This window comes from Actinomadura formosensis NBRC 14204 (assembly GCF_001552155.1).
GTDB classification, from domain to species: Bacteria; Actinomycetota; Actinomycetes; order Streptosporangiales; family Streptosporangiaceae; genus Spirillospora; species Spirillospora formosensis.
This window is the reverse complement of record NZ_BCQQ01000029.1, coordinates 24344-42940: the sequence shown is the minus strand read 5'-3', so window position 1 is coordinate 42940 and position 18597 is coordinate 24344. Positions and strand designations below refer to the sequence as shown.

The following is an 18597-nucleotide window of genomic DNA, read 5'->3' as shown; positions in this document are numbered from 1 at the left end:
GCCGCTCAGCGGCGGCCGCGCCGCTCGTCGCGCAGTTCCCGCAGCCGGTCCCGGCGCTCGTCACGCACCCGCCGCCGTTCCTCGTGCCGCTCCCGCTGCAGCTCGCGGACCTCCTCGCGGTGCAGCCGGTGGACGTCGCGGTGCCGGTCGCCGCGCCCCTTCTCGCCGACCGCGCGGCGGCTGACGGAGATGCCGCCGAACAGCAGCATCCCGGTGATCCGGATGACGGGCGCGTCCGGGTCCACGGTGTCGTCCTCCGGCAGATCGTTCCCGCCGAAGATCGCGACATTGGACCCGACGACCCGGACGCCCGGCGGGACGACCATGTTCACGCCGCCGAAGACGCACGTGACGTTGACGGTCACCTCGCCCTGGCTGAGGACCGCCTGCCGGAAGTCCAGCTCGGCGCCGCCGAACACGCAGGAGACGTTCGTGGTGGGCTCGACGAGCCAGCGGCCCTTCCGCTCCACCCCGGAGAAGATCGCCACGAGGTTGGCCGACTGCGGCGCAGGCGGTGCGAGCGCGGGTTCCTTGCGCAGGTCCACCCGCGGCCGCGGGGCCTGCTCCGCGGCCGGCAGGTCGCTGAGAACGGGCTCCAGGTCGGCGTACGTCTTGGCCCTGTAGACGGCATCGATGCGCTCGGCGTGCTCCTCCGCCGTGATGCGCCCCTCCGCCAGTGCCTCGCGCAGGCGGTCGGCCACCTCGTCGCGGTCGGCGTCGGATGCGCGCATGCTCGCGGGCGACGGTCGTGCCGGAAGCCCGGAGTCGGCGGGCTGCTCGGGAAGATTCACAACCCAATCATTGCAAACGCGATGTGTCGCGAAGAACCCCCGGCGAAAAGTTCTCCGCCGCGTCCGGACGCGTCCGGACGCGGCGGAGAGGGTCACGCCTTGCGGAGGTAGTAGGTGAGGCCCAGGTCCTCGTCCCTGGTGGCGGGGACGCCCTCGGGCCGGCCCTCGGTCACCGTGGTCGCGAGGACCTCGCCGGCCACCTCCGCGGTGTGGGCGCGCAGCGCCTCCGCGAGGTCCGTGCCGGTCGCCTCCCACCACAGCTCGATGCGGTCGGTGACCTCCAGCCCGGCGGCCTTGCGGCCCTCCTGGACCAGCCGGACGGCCTCCCGCACCAGGCCCGCGCGCCGCAGTTCGGGGGTGACGGTGAGGTCGAGCGCGACGGTCTCGCCGGCGGCGCTCTCCACCGCCCATCCGCTGCGCGGACGCTCGGTGACGATCACGTCGTCCACCGCCAGGGGCACCGTGCCGAGGTCCCCCGCCTCGACCTGCGCCTCGCCCGCGCGCAGCGCCCGCACGAGGGTCGCCGCGTCCGCCGAGGTGATCGCCTTGGCGACCTTCGGGGTGTCCTTGGCGTAGCGCCTGCCGAGCTCCCGGAAGTTCGGCTTGACCTCGTATTCGACGAGGTCACCGCCGATCGAGGACAGCTCCTCGAAGCCGAGGACGTTCAGCTCCTCGGAGATCTGCGCCCGGAGCTGCTCGGGCAGCGCCGGCCAGCCGGCCGCGCCGACGAGCGCGCGGCCGAGCGGCTGGCGGGTCCGTACGCCGCTCGCGGCCCGCGCGGAGCGGCCCAGCTCCACCAGCCGGCGGACGAGGGCCATCTGGGCGGTCAGGGTCTCGTCCAGCAGGTTCTCCTGGACCGTGGGCCAGTCGGCCAGGTGCACCGACTCGGGGCCGTCCTCCGGCCGGATGACGTCCCACACGTGGTCGGTGACGAACGGGACGATCGGCGCCATCAGCCGGGTGAGGGTCTCCAGGCACTCGTAGAGGGTGGCGAACGCGGCCGAGCCCTCGGGGGTTCCGGGGCCTTCCCAGAAGCGCCGCCGGGAGCGCCGCACGTACCAGTTGGACAGGTCGTCGATGAACTGCGAGAGGCGCCGTCCCGCGCGGGCGGTGTCGAACTCCTCCAGCGCCGCGTCGACCTCGCGGACCGTGCGGTGCAGTTCGGCGAGCGCCCAGCGGTCCAGCAGCGGGCGGTCGGCCGGGGCGGGCGCCTCCGCCGCCCGGTCCGGCGTCCACGCACGGCCCTGCGCCTCGGCGGCGTTCGCGTAGAGGACGAAGAACGACGCGGTGTTCCAGTAGGTGAGGAGGACCTTGCGGACGATCTCCTCCAGGACGCCGTGCCCGACGCGGCGGGACGCCCACGGCAGCCCGCTCGCGGCCATGAACCAGCGCACCGCGTCGGCGCCGTGCTGGTCCATCAGCGGGATGGGCCGCAGGACGTTGCCGAGGTGCTTGCTCATCTTCCGGCCGTCCTCGGCGAGGATCAGCCCCAGGCATACGACGTTCTCGTAGGACGACCGGTCGAACACGAGCGTCCCGACCGCCATGAGGGAGTAGAACCAGCCGCGGGTCTGGTCCTGCGCCTCGCAGATGTACTGGGCCGGGTAGGCCTCCTCGAAGACATCGTTGTTGCGGTAGGGGGCGCCCCACTGCGCGAACGGCATCGACCCGGAGTCGTACCAGGCGTCGATGACGTCCGGCACGCGGCGCGCCTCCGTCCCGCACCGCGGGCAGGGGAACGTGACGTCGTCGACGTGCGGGCGGTGCGGATCGAGCGCCGACAGGTCCTGCTCCGCAAGCGCGCCGAGTTCCTTGAGCGACCCGACGCAGGTGACGTGGTCCTCGTCGTCACCGCAGACCCACAGCGGCAGGGGAGTGCCCCAGTAGCGGCTGCGGGACAGGGACCAGTCGACGTTGTTGCGCAGCCACTCCCCGTACCGGCCGTGCTTGACCGTCTCGGGGTACCAGTTGGTCTTCTCGTTCTCCTCCAGCAGCCGGTCCTTGATCTGCGTGGTGCGGATGTACCAGGCGGGGAGCGCGTAGTAGAGCAGCGGCGTGTGGCAGCGCCAGCAGTGCGGGTAGCTGTGCTCGAAGTGCCCGCCGCGGAACAGCAGCCCGCGCGCGCGCAGGTCCTCGGTGAGGGGCTCGTCGGCGTCCTTGAAGAACTTGCCGCCGACCTGGGGGACCTCGCGCAGGAAACGCCCGTCCGGCCCGACCGGGTTGACGATCGGCATCCCGTAGGCCTTGCAGACGGTCATGTCGTCGCCGCCGAACGCGGGCGCCTGGTGGACGAGCCCGGTGCCGTCCTCGACGGTGACGTAGCCGCCCAGGACGACGTAGTGCGCGTCCGGGATGTCGACCAGGTCGAACGGCCGCCGGTACGCGGTGTGCTCCAGCTCGGTGCCCTGGAACGTCGCCAGCCGCTCGGCACCCTCACCGAGGACCCGGTCGAGGAGGGGCTCGGCCACGACGAGCACCTCGTCCGATCCCTGCGGCCGGGCGGCGACGTACGTGACGTCCGGGTGGACGGCGACGGCGGTGTTCGACACCAGCGTCCACGGGGTCGTCGTCCAGATGAGCAGCGCGGCGCCCATCTCGGCGAGCGGACCGGACGTGACGGGCATCCGCACGTACACCGACGGGCTGGACACCGTCTCGTAGCCGCCCGGCTGGCCCAGCTCGTGGTCGGACAGGCCCGTCCCGCAGCGCGGGCAGTACGGCGTGATGCGGAAGTCGCGGAACAGCAGGCCCTTGTCGAACACCTGCTTCAGGGACCACCACACGGACTCGACGTATTCGGCGTCCATCGTCCGGTACGCCTCGTCGAGGTTGACCCAGTAGCCCATGCGCTCGGTCATTTCCTCGAACGCGTCCACGTGGCGCAGGACCGACTCGCGGCAGCGGGCGTTGAACTCCGCGACGCCGTACTCCTCGATGTCCTTCTTGCCGGTGAGGCCGAGCTCCTTCTCCACGGCCACCTCGACGGGCAGCCCGTGGCAGTCCCAGCCCGCCTTGCGCGGGACGTGGTGGCCCTTCATGGTCTTGAAACGCGGGAAGACGTCCTTGAACACGCGGGCCTCGACGTGGTGGACGCCCGGCATGCCGTTGGCGGTGGGCGGACCCTCGTAGAACACCCACGGGGTACCGGACGCGGTGCGCTCCAGCGACCGCTCGAAAACCTTGTTCTCCTGCCAGCGGCGCAGCATGTCCCGCTCCAGGGCGGGCAGATCGACCTGCGCGGGCAGCGGCCGAAACGCTCGGCTCACGATGGCGGACCTCCGGATCGACGCGAACACGTTGACCGGAGGGACGAGGCGCGAGGCCCCGCGGTACCACCCTCCTTGACCGCGCCCGGACGGCACGGCCCGCTTCGTTCGAGTCCCGGCTGCCGGTTCTACTGCGCCCGCGGGCGGTTCCTCCGGCGGCTCCGGGGTGATCAGACCGCCGTGCTCGCCCCCGGGCTCACACCGTCCCCGGGTCGCTCATGGCCGCGTGCGGCGGCAGGTGTCCCCATCAGCGCCTGCCGTACAGACTGCTCGTCTGAACTTTAACGCACCCGGCCTGCCCACTCTTCCCGGTTTCCCGGCCGGCCCGCGGTTTCCCGGCCGGCCCGCGGTGGTGTCCCCGTGGGCCGACCACACCCACCCTTTGCGATCTCGTGCGTTGCGCTGGGGTTTCCGGGCGTTCGGCGGGCGGGCATAAGCGGTCGGTAACACGGCCCAGGTTGTTTACCGCTCCCGAGAAAAGGGGACTTATGCTGCCCGTCGAGGCGATCAGCGCGAGGGAGGCCGACATGGCCGGCGCGACGAGGGACGCGAAGCCCGCCGAGGAGACGCCCACCGCGGCGAAGACCCGGGACAAGACGTCCGGTGCGAAGAACTCCGCCGGAAAGCGGGGCAGACCGGCGGCCGGGCGCGGTCCCGCGAAGACGGGGAAGGCGGCGCGGGACGGCCGGGCCCCGGCCAAGGCGGCGGCCGCGGAGCTGCCGGTCCGCGAGGGGGAGCACCGCTGGACGCCCGGCGAGCTCGCCGAGGTGCGGGCCGGGCTGCAAGAGCAGATCGAGACCCTGCGCGCCGAGATCGCCGCGTCCGCGAGCCAGATCGCCGAGGGCGACGCCAGCGACGGCGCCGGCGACGACCAGGCCGACGCGGGCGCCAAGACCTACGAGCGTGAGCACGAGCTCGCGCTGGCCTACAATTCACAGGACCTGCTCGCCCAGATCGAGCGGGCCGTCCAGCTGATGGACGCCGGCACGTACGGGATCTGCGAGTCCTGCGCCAAGCCGATCGGCAAGGCGCGTCTCCAGGTCTTTCCGCGTGCGACCCTGTGTGTGACATGCAAACAACGCGAGGAACGTCGCTGAGCGACTCAACGAACCCAGAGCGCGGGGCCGGGGAATCCACGGGATCTCCTCGGCCGCGCCGCGTCGGCGTGCTGGTCGCCGTGGCCCTGGCCGCGCTCGCCGCCGACATCGTGTCCAAGATCATCGTGGTGGCGACGCTGCAGGACCGGGAGCCGGTCCGGCTGCTCGGCGGGGCGGTGACGCTGCTGGAGACCCGCAACAGCGGTGCCGCGTTCTCGATCGGCACCGGCTACACGGTCGTGTTCACCCTGATCGCCTGCGGCGTGGTGGTCGCGATCCTGCGGACCGCCCGGAATCTGCGCAGCACCCCGTGGGCGGTGTGCCTCGGCCTGCTGCTCGGCGGCGCGCTCGGCAACCTGATCGACCGGCTGGTGCGGGCCCCGGCGCCGCTGAAGGGCCATGTCGTCGACTGGATCCAGTTGCCGCACTGGCCGGTGTTCAACCTGGCCGACTCGGCGATCGTCTGCGGCGGCGCCCTCGCCGTCCTGCTGGCGGCCCGCGGCCTGCAGGTCGACGGGACCCGCATCTCCGGCAAGGGCGACGACCCTGAGGCCGACGACCCTGAGACGGAGCGGCCCGAGGCGGAGCGGCCTGAGACCGGGAAGCCGGACACCGCCGGGGACGGCGGGCCCGGAACCGGCGCCGAGGTCGCGACCCCGGAGGAGAAGGCCTGATGGGCGGCGAGGTGCGTAGCCTTCCCGTGCCGGACGGGCTGGAGGGCGAGCGGGTCGACGCCGCGCTGGCACGGCTGTTCGGGCTGTCGCGCAGCAGCGCCGCCGAGATCGTCGCCGCCGGCGACGTGCTGCTGGACGGCACCGCGGTGGTCACCAAGTCCGAGCGGCTGCACGCCGGCGCCTGGCTGGAGGTGACGCTCCCGCCGCCGCCCGCGCCGCCCGCGCCGGTCGCCGAGCCCGTCCCCGGAATGAGCGTCCTGTACGAGGACGACGACATCGTGGTGGTGAACAAGCCGGTCGGTGTCGCGGCGCACCCCACCACCGGCTGGACGGGCCCGACCGTCCTCGGCGGGCTGCTCGGCGCCGGGCACACGATCGCGACCAGCGGTGCGTCCGAGCGGCAGGGGATCGTCCACCGGCTGGACGCCAACACCACGGGCGCGATGGTCGTGGCGAAGAGCGAGGTCGCGTACTCGCGGCTCAAGCGGGCGTTCAAGGAGCGCCGCATCGACAAGCGCTACCGGGCGCTCGTACAGGGCCATCCGGACCCGTTCCGCGGGACGGTGGACGCGCCGATCGACCGGCATCCGTCCGGCGACGGCCGGTTCGCGGTGGTGGCGGGCGGCAAGCCGTCGGTCACGCACTACGACACGGTGGAGGCGTTCCGGGCGGCGACGCTGCTCGACATCGACCTGGAGACGGGCCGCACGCACCAGATCCGGGTGCACATGGCCGCGATCCGGCACCCGTGCGCGGGCGACCTGGCGTACGGCGCCGATCCGACGCTGGCGGCTCGGCTCGGCTTGAAGCGGCAGTGGCTGCACGCCGTCCGGCTCGGGTTCGAGCACCCCACGAAGGGCGAGTGGGTGGAGTTCGAGAGCCCGTACCCGGACGACCTGGCCCGCGCCCTGGAGATCGTCGAAGCGGAGTCGTGACCGCTACAGGCCGAGGAGGCGCAGCCCGGCGGTGACGGCGGCGGCGGCGATCAGGACCACCAGGAACGGCGCCCGCAGCGCGAGCGCGGCGACGGCCGCGCCGAGGCCCGCCAGGCGGGCGGCGTCGAACTCCAGGGACCTGCCGTCGGCCAGCGCCTGGACGGCCGTCAGCGCGGTCAGCAGCGCCACCGGCACCAGCCCGGTGAACCGGCGCACGCGCGGGTCGTCCAGGACCCGCTGCGGGATGACGAGCCCGGAGAGCTTCAGCGCGTAGCAGCCGAGCCCGGTGGCCAGCACCGCGATCCACACGCTCACGACGCGGCCCTCCCGCGGAGCAGGGCGGGCAGCGCGGCGACGGCGGCCAGCATGACCGGCACGCCGGGCGGCAGCAGCGGCGTCGCGGCCACCGCGATCACGGCCGCCGCCAGGGCGGTCCGCACCGCGTCCCCGCCCCCGGTCAGCCGGGGCCACAGCAGCGCCAGGAAGGCGGCGGGGCCGAGGACGTCCAGGCCGATGGCGTCGGGGTCGCCCAGCCGGGCGGTGCCGGCCGCGCCGAGCAGCGTGGTGGCGTTCCACGCCAGGTAGAGGCTGATCGCGGTGGTGTAGAACCCGGCGCGGGCCGCCGCCCGGCCGTGCTGCGCGGTCGCGACGGCGGCGGTCTCGTCGATGACGGCCTGCGCGGTGAGCAGCCGGCGCCAGCCGCGCACGCCGAGCGTCCCGGCGAGCCGCAGCCCGTACAGGGCGTTGCGCCCGCCGAGCAGCACCGCGCCGAGCGTCCCGGCGACCAGCCCGCCGCCCCCGCCGATCACCCCGGCCAGCGCGAACTGGGACGCGCCGGTGAACGTCAGCAGGCTCAGCACGCACGCCTGCGCGACCGTGAGGCCGGCGGTGACCGCCGCCGCGCCGAACGCGAGCCCGGACACGCCCACGGCGATGCCCACGCTCAGCCCGTCCCGGACGGCGGCCGCCCGCGCGCGCTCGTCCCGCGCGGCCGCGGGGTCGATCACCTGGTCGTGCATGACGGATTCCCTCTCGTGCTGCGGCGGGCCGCGCAGGGAGGCCGATGCCCGGGGCCGCGCCTGGCCGGCGGAGAAGCGGAGCCCGGGAGGGGCTCCGCCTCGGCCGGCTCCGGGGTCGTCGCTCAGGTCGCGATGGCGACCGGCTCGCCCGGAGCCGGCGGCGTGAACCCGCAATGGCGACGTTTCATGCCCGGGAGCGTATGCGCCGCCGGGTCCGCGTGTCGAACTGCGGACACGTCGTCCCGCCTGCTGAGACACCTGGACGGCGGCGCCGGGATCGGGCGCGTCGGGGCGCGTGGGACCCGCGATGAGGGTTAGGCTCTCAGCATCGCGTCATCCCGACGCTCCCGTCCGGGTTGACGGTCTTCCCCCGGGACCGATAACGCCACCACGTGCCGGCCAAGCACGTGGGCGGTCGCATGCGACGAGCAGGAGGCGCAACAGGCATGGCCGACTCTTTCGTTCATCTGCACGTCCATACGGAGTACTCCATGCTGGACGGCGCCGCCCGGCTGAAGCAGATGTTCGAAGAGGTGGACCGGCAGAAGATGCCGGCGATCGCCATGACCGACCACGGCAACATGCACGGCGCCTACGAATTCCACAAGCACGCGACCGCGGCCGGGGTCACCCCCCTCATCGGGATCGAGGCGTACATGGCGCCCGAGTCCCGGTTCCACAAGAAGAAGGTCCAGTGGGGGGAGCCGAGCCAGAAGCGCGACGACGTCTCCGGCGGCGGCCTGATCAACCACATGACCCTGTGGGCGCGGAACAGGACCGGCCTGCACAACATGTTCAAGCTGTCGAGCCGCGCCTACACCGAGGGCTTCGTCTTCAAGTACGCCCGCATGGACGAGGAACTCCTCGCCGAGCACGCCGAGGGCGTGATGGGCACCACCGGCTGCCCGTCCGGCAAGATCCAGACCCGGCTGCGGCTCGGCCAGTTCGACGAGGCGCTGAAGGCCGCCGCCACCTTCCAGGACATCCTCGGCAAGGAGAACTACTTCCTGGAGCTGATGGACCACGGGCTGGAGATCGAGCGCAGGGTCCGCGACGGCCTCATCGAGATCGGCAGGAAGCTGAACATCCCGCCGGTGGTCACGAACGACTCGCACTACACCCACGAGTCGGAGGCCACCGCGCACGACGCGCTGCTGTGCGTCCAGGTGGGCAAGCAGCTCGCCGACCCCGACCGGTTCCGGTTCGACGGCAGCGGCTACTACCTCAAGACGGCGGACGAGATGCGCGGCATCGACTCGTCCGACATCTGGGCCGAGGGCTGCAGGAACACGCTGCTGGTCGCCGAGCGCGTCGACCCGGCGGGCATGTTCGAGTACCGCGACCTCAGCCCCCGCTTCCCCGTCCCCGAGGGCGAGACCGAGGAGAGCTGGTTCCGCAAGGAGGTCTGGAAGGGGCTGGAGCGCCGCTTCCCGGACGGCCTCCCCGACGGCTACAAGGAGCAGGCCGAGTACGAGATGGGCGTCATCCTCGGCAAGGGGTACCCGTCCTACTTCCTCGTCGTCGCCGACTTCATCATGTGGGCCAAGCAGAACGGCATCCTGGTCGGGCCGGGGCGAGGGTCCGCCGCGGGCTCGCTGATCGCCTACGCGATGGGCATCACCGACCTCGACCCGATCCCGCACGGGCTGATCTTCGAGCGGTTCCTGAACCCCGAGCGCGCGTCCATGCCCGACATCGACATCGACTTCCCTGAAGACCGGCGCGCCGAGGTCATCAGGTACACGACGGAGAAGTGGGGCGCCGACAAGGTCTCGTTCATCGCCACGTTCGGCACCATCAAGGCGAAGGCCGCCATCAAGGACGCGGGCCGGGTCCTCGGTTTCCCGTACGCGCTCGGCGACCGGATCTCCAAGGCGTTCCCGCCCGCCGTGATGGGCAAGGACATCCCGCTGTCGGGCATCTTCGACGACAAGCACCCCCGCTACGGTGAGGCGGGCGAACTGCGCAAGCTGTACGAGGAAGAGACCGACGTCAAGCAGATCATGGATCTGGCGCAGGGCCTGGAGGGGCTGATCCGCCAGACCGGCGTGCACGCCGCCGGGATCATCATGTCCGGCGAGACGATCACCGACCACATCCCGATCATGCGCAGGGACGCCGACGGGGCGATCATCACGCAGTTCGACTATCCGACCTGCGAGACGCTCGGCCTGCTGAAGATGGACTTCCTCGGCCTGCGGAACCTGACGATCATCGACGACGCGCTCAAGGGCATCAAGAAGAACAAGGGCGTCGACGTCGACCTGCTCGCGCTCCCGCTCGACGACAAGAAGACCTACGACCTGCTCGCACGCGGCGACACGCTGGGCGTCTTCCAGTTCGACGGCGGCCCGATGCGCTCGCTGCTGCGGCTGATGAAGCCGGACAACTTCGAGGACATCTCCGCCGTCGGCGCCCTGTACCGTCCCGGTCCGATGGGCGCGAACTCCCATACCAACTACGCGCTCCGCAAGAACGGCCAGCAGGAGATCACCCCGATCCACCCGGAGCTGGAGGAACCGCTCAGGGAGATCCTCGACACGACCTACGGCCTGATCGTCTATCAGGAGCAGGTCATGGCGATCGCGCAGAAGGTGGCGGGCTACACGCTCGGCAAGGCGGACCTGCTGCGCCGCGTCATGGGCAAGAAGAAGAAGGCCGAGCTGGACGCGCAGTTCGTCGGGTTCGAGAAGGGCATGATCGACAACGGCTTCTCCAAGGAGGCCGTCAAGACGCTGTGGGACATCCTCGTCCCGTTCTCCGACTACGCGTTCAACAAGGCGCACTCCGCCGCGTACGGGCTGGTCTCCTACTGGACGGCCTACCTGAAGGCGAACTACCCGGCCGAGTACATGGCGGGCCTGCTCACCTCCGTCGGCGACGACAAGGACAAGAGCGCCCTCTACCTGTCGGAGTGCCGCCGGATGGGGCTGAAGGTCCTGCCGCCGGACGTCAACACCTCCGAGGCCGACTTCACCCCGCTGGGCGACACCGAGATCCGGTTCGGGCTGTCGGCGGTCCGCAACGTCGGCCACAACGTGGTGGACGGGATCGTCGCGGCCCGCAAGGAGAAGGGCGCCTACACCGACTTCAACGACTTCCTCGGCAAGGTCCCCCCGCAGGTGTGCAACAAGCGGGTCGTGGAGTCGCTGATCAAGGCCGGCGCGTTCGACGAGCTGGGCCACCGGCGCAAGTCGCTGCTGATGGTGCACGAGCAGGCCATCGACTCGGTCATCGACATCAAGCGCAAGGAGGCCGTCGGCCAGGACTCCCTGTTCGGCGCGCTGGAGGACGACGGCGGCGAGGACGCGTTCGCCGTGGCGATCCCCGAGGGCGAGGAGTGGGACAAGACGACCCTGCTCGCGTTCGAGCGGGAGATGCTCGGCCTGTACGTCTCCGACCACCCGCTCCTCGGCGTCGAGCACATCCTGGAGCGCGAGGCCGACTGCACGATCGCCGTCCTGAACGGGGGGGAGCGGCCGGACGGCCAGGTCGTCGTCGTCGCCGGCCTGCTGTCGGGCCTGCAGCGCAAGGTCACCAAGCAGGGCAACTCGTGGGCGATGTTCCAGCTGGAGGACCTGGGCGGTTCCATCGAGGTGATGTGCTTCCCGTCGTCCTACCAGCTGTGCTCGACGCTGCTGGCGGAGGACGCGATCCTCGTCGTCAAGGGCCGCCTCGACCGCCGCGAGGACGTCGCGAAGATCATCGCGATGGAGGTCACCCAGCCCGACCTCACGATCACCGACGCCACCGGCCCGTTCTCGGTCACGATGCCGCTCGGCCGCTGCACGCCGCCGACGGTCTCGCGGCTGAAGGAGGTGCTGATCACCCATCCGGGCACGGCGGAGGTGCACCTGCACATCCAGAACGGGCCGCGCACCACGGTCGTCCGGCTGGACGACAGGCTCCGCGTGGCGCCGTCCCCGGCCCTCATGGGCGACCTGAAACAGCTTCTCGGCCCCTCCTGCCTGGGCTGACGCTGTTCATTGCACTGCCCTCGGCGTCAGGCGCCGGAGTGCCTTCCTGCAACGGGCACCGCGGCGATCGCTGCATCGCTCCGGCTCGCCCGGCGGCTCGCCGCGCGATCGCAACGCCTGAGGTGGACGCGTGGCTCAGGCGGCGGTCGACGTGGTCGGGTTCGATGGCACTGTGCTCAGCCATGAGCGGTGCCGGACGTCAGGTGGCGACGGCGGCGGGGGTCAGTTCAGCTTTCCAGTCGACGAAGCGGCCGAGGCCGTCGAAGGTGGCGTGGGCGGTGCCGCCGCCGGGGAGCATGACCTCGGTCCGCATGTCGGTCTGCCGGTAGGCGATGCGGTGGTGCGACAGGAACCCGGCGAGCGTCAGCCGGGGCTCCCGCGGGAACAGGCCGGCCGCGTTCGCCAGCAGCCGGGGCAGCGGGACCGGGTCCCACTGGGCGGCCGGCACCCGCGGGTCGTCGACGTGCAGGTAGGCGGAGCCGCCGTCGTAGCCGACGCCGATGTAGCCGGCGCCGCCGAGGACGCCGCCCGCGGCCATCGCCATGAGTTCGCCGCCGTGCCCGGCCGGGCCCTCGTACCCGGACAGGTCGACCTCGGGGGTGGTGAACTCGGTGATGCCGAGCCGCTCGCCGAGCGTCCGGAGCAGCAGCGTCGGGACGACCGCGGGATGCGCGGCGCCGAACGGGGGGTTGGCCCACCCCCACAGCCAGGTGCGCTCGCGTACCGCGTAGCTGCCGAGCAGCGAGATCCGGACGGTGACGCCGCCGCTGGTGTAGGTGCGGGCGGTCAGGTCGGCGCTCCAGTCCTCGCGCGGCAGGAACTCGGCGAGCGTCTCCTGCTGCTGCAGGACGACGGCCGCCAGCGCGGCGCCGAGGCGTTCGAACGCGGGGCTGAATCCGGCCATGTCGGGCACATTATCCCAGTAATCGAGGCGGTCGTGGGCGGGAATCGGACACCCTTCGAGAGTCGATCGGCCGAACCGGGCAGGCTAGGCTTTCGCTGTCAGAGGACTTACCCCTAGGAGGGTACGAGGTGCGGCGACCTGCCGGGAGGCTCTTCGCGACGAGGCTCTTGGCGACATGGGCCGTCGCCACCGCCGTCGTGGCGCTGCTCGGGCCGCCGGCGGGCCTGCTGTGGGCCAAGACCGTCCCCGCGGTGACCTATGTGGTCGTGCAGGGTGAGCCGCTGATCGCCGATCCGGAAGGGCAGGGCCCGATCGGGGTGGACGCGCGGTTCGCGCTGATCGCCCTGGTCGCCGGGATCGCGTGCGGTGTCGCCGGCTATCTGGCGGGCGGCCGCGGCAACGATGTCGCGCTGCTGCTCGGGCTGGCCGCCGGGGGCTGCGCCGCGGCCGTCCTCGCCTGGAAGACCGGCCACATGATCGGCCTCGGCGGCTTCCAGGACGCGGTCCGGCACGCGCGCGACGGCACCGCCGTCACCGGCGTCGCCGACCTGCGCGCCAAGGGCGTGCTGATGTTCTGGCCGCTGCCGGCCGTGGCGGTGTACGGGCTGCTGGAGCTGGTCGTCGGGCGGCTACCCGCGGGCGATGGCGGCGACGCGGGCGCCGGTGAGGCGGACGAGGTCGGCGGGGGCGAGTTCGATCTGGAGTCCGCGCCGGCCGGCGGAGACGTAGACGGTCCCGAGCGCTGACACCGACGTGTCGATCACGGCGGGCAGCCGGCGGCGCTGCCCGAGCGGGCTGATCCCGCCGACGACGTAGCCGGTGGCGCGCTCTGCGTCCTTCGGATCGGCCATCCGCGCCTTCTTGCCGCCGGCGGCCGCCGCGAGCGCCTTCAGGTCCAGGCTGGACGACACCGGGACGATCCCGACCGTGAGCCGCCCGTCGACCTCGGCCAGCAGGGTCTTGAAGATCTGCCCGTGGGGGATGCCGAGGGCGTCGGCGGCGGCCTCCCCGTAGGACCCGGCGTTCGGGTCCACCTCGTAGGCGTGCAGGGTGTACTCGATCCCGGCGCCGTCCGCGGCGGCGGTCGCCGGCGTCCCCCGGCCGCCTTTGCCCGCCCTGTCCCGCTTGGCCTTGGCAGTGCTCATGAGGGCAGTCTGCCGTGCTCGTTCAGTTGGGGGCGAACGACCCGTCCAGGAACTGCCCGGCGGGGATCATCGGGAGCACGTCCAGGATGCGGTTCTCCCGGTCCAGCAGGTCCCGTTCGGCGGCCAGCCGCAGTGCCGCGTCCTCGCACTCCAGCAGGCGCTGCTTGTCGTGCCCGTCCAGCACGAGCGACGCCGCGATCACATACGACAGGGCGACCGGGTCGTCCGGTGGCTCGATCTCCTCGAACGGCCCTGCGCCCGCGGCGCCGAGCCGGCGCCGGTACAGCCGGAACAGCCGGCGGACCTGCGCCGCGATCGGCCCCGGATCGCTTCCGGCCTCCTCGGGGAGGAACTCGACCTCGCCCTGCAGGTAGGGGCGGGACTCGTCCAGCTCCTTCACCCGGAACCGGCGGGCCCCGACCGTCACGATGTCGTACCGCCCGTCCGGGTGCGGGGTCACCTCGTGCAGCTCGGCGACGCAGCCGACCTCGGCGAGCCGGTGCGCGGCGCCCTCGCCGACCTCGTGGCCGAGCTGGATGCCGATGACGCCGAACCCGCGGGGTTCGGGCCGCTGGAGCAGGTCGCCGATCAGCCGGCGGTACCGGTCCTCGAACAGGTGCAGGGGGAGCACCAGCCCGGGGAACAGCACGGTTCCCAGGGGGAACAAGGCGAGCCGCTCGGTCACATTCCCACTCCCGCGCTCCTGGACGCCGCCGGGAAGACGCCCTCGGGTCAGGGTACGTCCATATTGATGATCTTGGTAAGAGAGGTTTTTCAGAGTGTGAAGCCAGTGTCGCATCCGGGGGCCGGCAGGTCGATCGCGTTCATCGGCCATGCCGCCGGGCGCGGGACGGCCGGTAGCGTCGGCGTCATGAGGATTCTCGCCGTCGACGCGTTCACCGACCGCCCGTTCGCCGGAAACCCCGCCGGGGTGTGCCTGCTGGAGGACGCCGCCGATCCCGGATGGATGCAGAGCGTGGCCGCCGAGATGAGGCACTCGGAGACGGCGTTCGTGCGGCCCGTCGACGGACCCGGCGCCGACTTCGAGCTCCGGTGGTTCACGCCGGTCACGGAGGTCGCCCTCTGCGGGCACGCGACGATGGGCTCCGCGCACGCCCTCTATGAGACCGGGACGGTCGCGCCGGACCGTCCGATCCGGTTCCGGACGCTCAGGAGCGGGGTGCTCACCGTCACCCGGGAGGAGGACGGGAGCCTGGCGATGGACTTCCCGGCCGCGCCCGCCGCGCCCGCCGGCGTCCCCGGGGGGCTCGCCGAGGCGCTCGGCCTGCCGGTGCTCGGCGCCGGCCGCAACGCCCAGAACGACCTGCTGGTGGAGGCCGCGGACGAGACGGCCGTGCGCAGGGCCGCCCCGGACGTCCGCGCGCTCGCCGCGATCGACGCCCGCGGTGTCATCGTCACGGCGGCGGCCGACCCCGGGCGGGAGCACGACTTCGTGTCCCGGTTCTTCGCGCCGCGCGTGCTGCCCGGGGACGCCGAGGACCCGGTGACCGGCTCCGCCCACTGCGCCCTCGCCCCCTTCTGGGCCGAGCGGCTCGGCCGCGACACGCTGACCGGCTACCAGGCGTCGGCGCGCGGCGGGTACGTCCGCGTCGCGCTGCGCGGCGACCGGGTGACGCTGGCGGGCCGGGCCGTCACCGTGCTGGACGGTGCCCTCCTGGCCTGACGGCGCGTCTCGGCACCTGAGACGATGCGCGAGGGGCGGAGGGCACTCCGTAGACTGGGCGGGTGATTTCCCGTATCGACCTGCGCGGCTCGCTTCCCCGCGACCTGCGCTCCGTGCTGCCCCGCGCCGAACTCGACGTCGAGGCCGCCCTGGACAAGGTGCGGCCCATCTGCGCGGACGTGCGCCATCGCGGCTCAGCGGCGGTCCGGGAGCACACGAAGGCGTTCGACGGGGTGGAACTGGAGAGCACGCGGGTCCCGGTGGCGGCCGTCCACCAGGCCCTCGCCGACCTCGATCCGGCCGTCCGGGACGCCCTTGAGGAGAGCATCCGCCGCGCCCGCATCGTGCACCGCGCGCAGCGCCGCACCGACGTGACCACGCGGGTCGTGCCGGGCGGCACCGTCACCGAGCGGTGGATCCCGGTCGAGCGCGTCGGCCTGTACGTGCCGGGCGGGCGGGCGGTGTACCCGTCCAGCGTGGTCATGAACGTCGTCCCCGCGCAGGAGGCGGGTGTCGGCTCCCTCGCCGTGACCTCGCCCGCGCAGCGGGAGTTCGGCGGCCTGCCGCACCCCACGATCCTGGCCGCGTGCGCGCTCCTCGGGGTGGAGGAGGTGCACGCCGCCGGCGGCGCGCAGGCGATCGCGATGTTCGCCTACGGCACCGACGAGTGCGCCCGCGCCGACCTGGTGACCGGGCCCGGCAACGTCTATGTCGCCGCCGCGAAGCGGCTGCTCAAGGGCGTGATCGGCATCGACGCCGAGGCGGGCCCGACCGAGATCGCGATCCTCGCCGACGACACCGCGAGCCCGGTGGACGTCGCCGCCGACCTGATCAGCCAGGCCGAGCACGACACGCTCGCCGCCGCCGTCCTGGTGACCGGCTCGGTGCGGCTCGCCGACGAGGTCGAGGCCGAGTTGAAGGCGCAGGTCGCGCGCACCAGGCACACCGAGCGGATCACCGAGGCGCTCGCCGGGCGGCAGTCCGGCATCGTGCTGGTGGACGGCATCGAGGACGGCCTGAAGGTCGTCGACGCCTACGCCGCCGAGCACCTGGAGATCCAGACCGCGGACGCCGCCGAGGTCGCCGCCCGGGTCCGCAACGCCGGGGCGATCTTCGTGGGCCGGTACGCGCCGGTGTCGCTCGGCGACTACCTCGCCGGGTCCAACCACGTCCTGCCGACCGGCGGGTGCGCCTGCCACTCCTCCGGGCTGTCGGTCCAGTCGTTCCTGCGCGGCGTGCACGTCGTCGAGTACGACCGGGACGCCCTCGCCGCGGCGACCGGCCGGGTCGTCGCGCTCGCCGAGGCCGAGGACCTGCCCGCGCACGGCGCGGCGCTCAAGGCCCGCTTCGACTGGGAGATTCCTTCGTGACCTCGCTGAACGACCTGCCGCTGCGGGACGACCTGCGCGGCAGGGAACCCTATGGCGCGCCCCAGCTGGACGTCCCGTACGCGCTGAACACCAACGAGAACCCCTACCCGCCGTCCGAGCGGCTCGTGAAGGCGCTCGGCGAAGCCGTCATGGACGTCGCCGGGTCCCTCAACCGCTACCCCGACCGGGACGCCGTCGCGCTCCGCGAGGACCTCGCGGCGTTCCTCAACACCGACACGCCCGGCGCGGGCCTCACCGCGGACCGGGTGTGGGCGGCGAACGGCTCCAACGAGATCATCCAGCAGATCCTGCAGGCGTTCGGCGGGACGGGCCGCACCGCGCTCGGCTTCGAGCCGTCCTACTCGATGCACCCGATCATCACCGCCGTGTCCGGGACCCGCTGGGTGAACGCCTCCCGCGACGAGGACTTCGGCCTCGAACCCGGGCGCGCCCTCGCGGCCGTCGAGGAGCACCGTCCCGACATCGTGTTCCTCACCTCACCGAACAACCCGACCGGCACCGCCCTGCCGCTGGAGGCGATCAGGGCGGTGCTGGAGGCCGCGCCCGGCATGGTCGTCGTGGACGAGGCGTACGCCGAGTTCCGCCGCGCGGGCACCCCCTCCGCGCTGACGCTGCTGGACGGTCACCCCCGCCTGATCGTCACCCGGACGATGTCGAAGGCGTTCGCGATGGCCGGGACCCGGCTCGGCTACCTGGCCGCCGACCCCGCCGTGATCGACGCGCTGCTGCTCGTCCGGCTGCCGTACCACCTGTCGGCCGTCACCCAGGCCGTCGCCCGCACCGCCCTCGCGCACGGCGGGGAACTGCTCGGCGGCGTCGAGGCGCTGCGCCGCGAGCGTGACGGGATCGTCGCGTGGCTGCGCGCCGAAGGGTTCCGGGTCGCCGACTCCGACGCCAACTTCGTCCTGTTCGGGACGTTCCCCGACCGCCGCGGGGTCTGGGAGGACCTGCTCGAACGCGGTGTGCTGATCCGGGAGGTGGGACCGCCCGAGTGGCTGCGGGTGAGCGTCGGCACCCCCGCGGAGATGGCCGCGTTCCGCACCGCACTCAAGCAATCGCGAGGGGGGACGGCCCCCCGCACCCCCCGGGCCGGTTCCGTGGGGAACAGTGAGGAGAGCCTGTGACGCGCAAGGGACGAGTCGAGCGCGGGACCAAGGAGACCCAGGTTCTCGTCGAGATCGACCTCGACGGGACCGGGCAGGTCGACGTCGCGACCGGCGTCGGATTCTTCGACCACATGCTGGCCCAGCTCGGCAAGCACGGGTCGTTCGACCTGACCGTCAAGACCACCGGTGACCTGCACATCGACAGCCACCACACGATCGAGGACACCGCCATCGCGCTCGGCCGGGCGTTCCGCGCGGCGCTCGGCGACAAGGCCGGCATCCGCCGCTTCGCCGACGCCTCGATCCCGCTGGACGAGGCGCTCGCGCAGGTCACCGTGGACGTGTCCGGCCGCCCCTACCTGGTGCACGTCGAGCCGGACGGCATGGCCCCGATGATCGGCCCCGAGTACGACACCACGATGACCCGGCACATCTTCGAGTCGTTCGTGTCGAACGCCCGGGTGGCGCTGCACGTCCACGTCCCGTACGGGCGCAACGCCCACCACATCGTGGAGGCGCAGTTCAAGGCCCTCGCCCGCGCGCTGCGCGACGCGGTGGCCCTCGACCCGAAGGTGCACGGCATCCCGTCGACCAAGGGGGCACTGTAG

General features: G+C 72.4%; 16 protein-coding genes. 9 read left to right on the top strand and 7 right to left on the bottom strand.

Annotation, left to right across the window (positions count from 1 at the left end; all coding sequences use genetic code 11):
* Positions 1–5 precede the first annotated feature (5 nt).
* Both AF1_RS10405 and ileS read right to left on the bottom strand, forming a co-directional pair.
* Entirely contained in the window at positions 6–731 is a 726-nt protein-coding gene (locus AF1_RS10405) for a DUF1707 SHOCT-like domain-containing protein (RefSeq protein WP_067795831.1), read from the bottom strand.
* A gap of 152 nt (positions 732–883) precedes the next feature.
* Entirely contained in the window at positions 884–4057 is a 3174-nt protein-coding gene (gene ileS / locus AF1_RS10400) for an isoleucine--tRNA ligase (protein ID WP_067795829.1), read from the bottom strand.
* A 716-nt stretch (positions 4058–4773) separates the two neighbouring features.
* On the opposite strand from ileS, the gene AF1_RS10395 reads away from it, so the two are divergent.
* The 3 genes from AF1_RS10395 to AF1_RS10385 all read left to right on the top strand — a co-directional run bounded on the left by AF1_RS10395 (position 4774) and on the right by AF1_RS10385 (position 6763).
* Positions 4774–5154, top strand: coding sequence for a TraR/DksA family transcriptional regulator (locus AF1_RS10395; protein ID WP_067795826.1), 381 nt, complete (start codon positions 4774–4776; stop codon positions 5152–5154).
* Between the two features lie 68 nt (positions 5155–5222).
* Entirely contained in the window at positions 5223–5828 is a 606-nt protein-coding gene (gene lspA / locus AF1_RS10390; protein ID WP_217999812.1) for a signal peptidase II, read from the top strand.
* Positions 5828–6763, top strand: a complete 936-nt coding sequence (locus tag AF1_RS10385; protein ID WP_067795771.1) for an RluA family pseudouridine synthase — start codon at positions 5828–5830, stop codon at positions 6761–6763. The genes lspA and AF1_RS10385 overlap by 1 nt, the downstream gene beginning before the upstream one ends.
* A 3-nt stretch (positions 6764–6766) precedes the next feature.
* Here the strand turns inward: AF1_RS10385 and AF1_RS10380 are convergent, their stop codons facing one another.
* Together AF1_RS10380 and AF1_RS10375 are read right to left on the bottom strand one after the other, a co-directional pair.
* The gene (locus AF1_RS10380) at positions 6767–7078 is read right to left on the bottom strand and encodes an AzlD domain-containing protein (RefSeq protein ID WP_067795769.1); all 312 of its coding nucleotides are present in this window, start codon (positions 7076–7078) and stop codon (positions 6767–6769) included.
* The gene (locus AF1_RS10375) at positions 7075–7782 is read right to left on the bottom strand and encodes an AzlC family ABC transporter permease (protein WP_067795765.1); all 708 of its coding nucleotides are present in this window, start codon (positions 7780–7782) and stop codon (positions 7075–7077) included. Before AF1_RS10375 ends, AF1_RS10380 begins: the two co-directional genes overlap by 4 nt.
* A 446-nt stretch (positions 7783–8228) precedes the next feature.
* Between AF1_RS10375 and dnaE the strand changes: the two genes are divergently transcribed.
* Positions 8229–11759, top strand: coding sequence for a DNA polymerase III subunit alpha (gene dnaE / locus AF1_RS10370; RefSeq protein WP_067795762.1), 3531 nt, complete (start codon positions 8229–8231; stop codon positions 11757–11759).
* Positions 11760–11958: 199 nt separating this feature from the next.
* Here dnaE and AF1_RS10365 read toward each other — a convergent pair whose 3' ends face one another.
* Positions 11959–12663 carry a DUF6882 domain-containing protein gene (locus AF1_RS10365; RefSeq protein WP_067795759.1) on the bottom strand — a complete coding sequence of 235 codons (705 nt, stop codon included), beginning with the start codon at positions 12661–12663 and terminating at the stop codon, positions 11959–11961.
* A 128-nt stretch (positions 12664–12791) separates the two neighbouring features.
* Between AF1_RS10365 and AF1_RS34230 the strand changes: the two genes are divergently transcribed.
* Positions 12792–13409 carry a hypothetical protein gene (locus tag AF1_RS34230; RefSeq protein ID WP_242608916.1) on the top strand — a complete coding sequence of 206 codons (618 nt, stop codon included), beginning with the start codon at positions 12792–12794 and terminating at the stop codon, positions 13407–13409.
* Here AF1_RS34230 and ybaK read toward each other — a convergent pair.
* On the bottom strand, positions 13293–13808 hold the full coding sequence (gene ybaK / locus AF1_RS10360; RefSeq protein WP_067795756.1) for a Cys-tRNA(Pro) deacylase: 516 nt from the start codon (positions 13806–13808) through the stop codon (positions 13293–13295). The genes AF1_RS34230 and ybaK overlap by 117 nt on opposite strands.
* 22 nt (positions 13809–13830) lie before the next feature.
* Positions 13831–14493: an LON peptidase substrate-binding domain-containing protein gene (locus tag AF1_RS10355; protein ID WP_067795753.1), complete on the bottom strand. Its 663-nt coding sequence runs from the start codon at positions 14491–14493 to the stop codon at positions 13831–13833.
* A gap of 186 nt (positions 14494–14679) precedes the next feature.
* Here AF1_RS10355 and AF1_RS10350 point away from each other — a divergent pair, with 186 nt between their 5' ends.
* From AF1_RS10350 to hisB, 4 genes are all read left to right on the top strand, one after another.
* On the top strand, positions 14680–15492 hold the full coding sequence (locus tag AF1_RS10350; RefSeq protein ID WP_067795825.1) for a PhzF family phenazine biosynthesis protein: 813 nt from the start codon (positions 14680–14682) through the stop codon (positions 15490–15492).
* Positions 15493–15554: 62 nt separating this feature from the next.
* A complete protein-coding gene (hisD, locus tag AF1_RS10345; protein WP_067795750.1) occupies positions 15555–16862 on the top strand; it encodes a histidinol dehydrogenase in 1308 nt (435 codons plus the stop codon).
* Complete coding sequence (locus AF1_RS10340; protein WP_084262747.1) at positions 16859–18007, top strand: histidinol-phosphate transaminase; 1149 nt, start codon at positions 16859–16861, stop codon at positions 18005–18007. The genes hisD and AF1_RS10340 overlap by 4 nt, the downstream gene beginning before the upstream one ends.
* Positions 18004–18597 carry an imidazoleglycerol-phosphate dehydratase HisB gene (gene hisB, locus AF1_RS10335; protein WP_067795747.1) on the top strand — a complete coding sequence of 198 codons (594 nt, stop codon included), beginning with the start codon at positions 18004–18006 and terminating at the stop codon, positions 18595–18597. The genes AF1_RS10340 and hisB overlap by 4 nt, the downstream gene beginning before the upstream one ends.

What these genes read in the sequence shown, in the direction of transcription:
- AF1_RS10405 (WP_067795831.1), bottom strand. Translation starts at nt 731, where the DNA reads ATGCGCGCATCCGACGCCGACCGCGACGAGGTGGCCGACCGCCTGCGC.
- AF1_RS10385 (WP_067795771.1), top strand. Translation starts at nt 5,828, where the DNA reads ATGGGCGGCGAGGTGCGTAGCCTTCCCGTGCCGGACGGGCTGGAGGGC.
- AF1_RS10375 (WP_067795765.1), bottom strand. Translation starts at nt 7,782, where the DNA reads ATGCACGACCAGGTGATCGACCCCGCGGCCGCGCGGGACGAGCGCGCG.
- dnaE (WP_067795762.1), top strand. Translation starts at nt 8,229, where the DNA reads ATGGCCGACTCTTTCGTTCATCTGCACGTCCATACGGAGTACTCCATG.
- AF1_RS10365 (WP_067795759.1), bottom strand. Translation starts at nt 12,663, where the DNA reads ATGGCCGGATTCAGCCCCGCGTTCGAACGCCTCGGCGCCGCGCTGGCG.
- ybaK (WP_067795756.1), bottom strand. Translation starts at nt 13,808, where the DNA reads ATGAGCACTGCCAAGGCCAAGCGGGACAGGGCGGGCAAAGGCGGCCGG.
- AF1_RS10350 (WP_067795825.1), top strand. Translation starts at nt 14,680, where the DNA reads ATGAGGATTCTCGCCGTCGACGCGTTCACCGACCGCCCGTTCGCCGGA.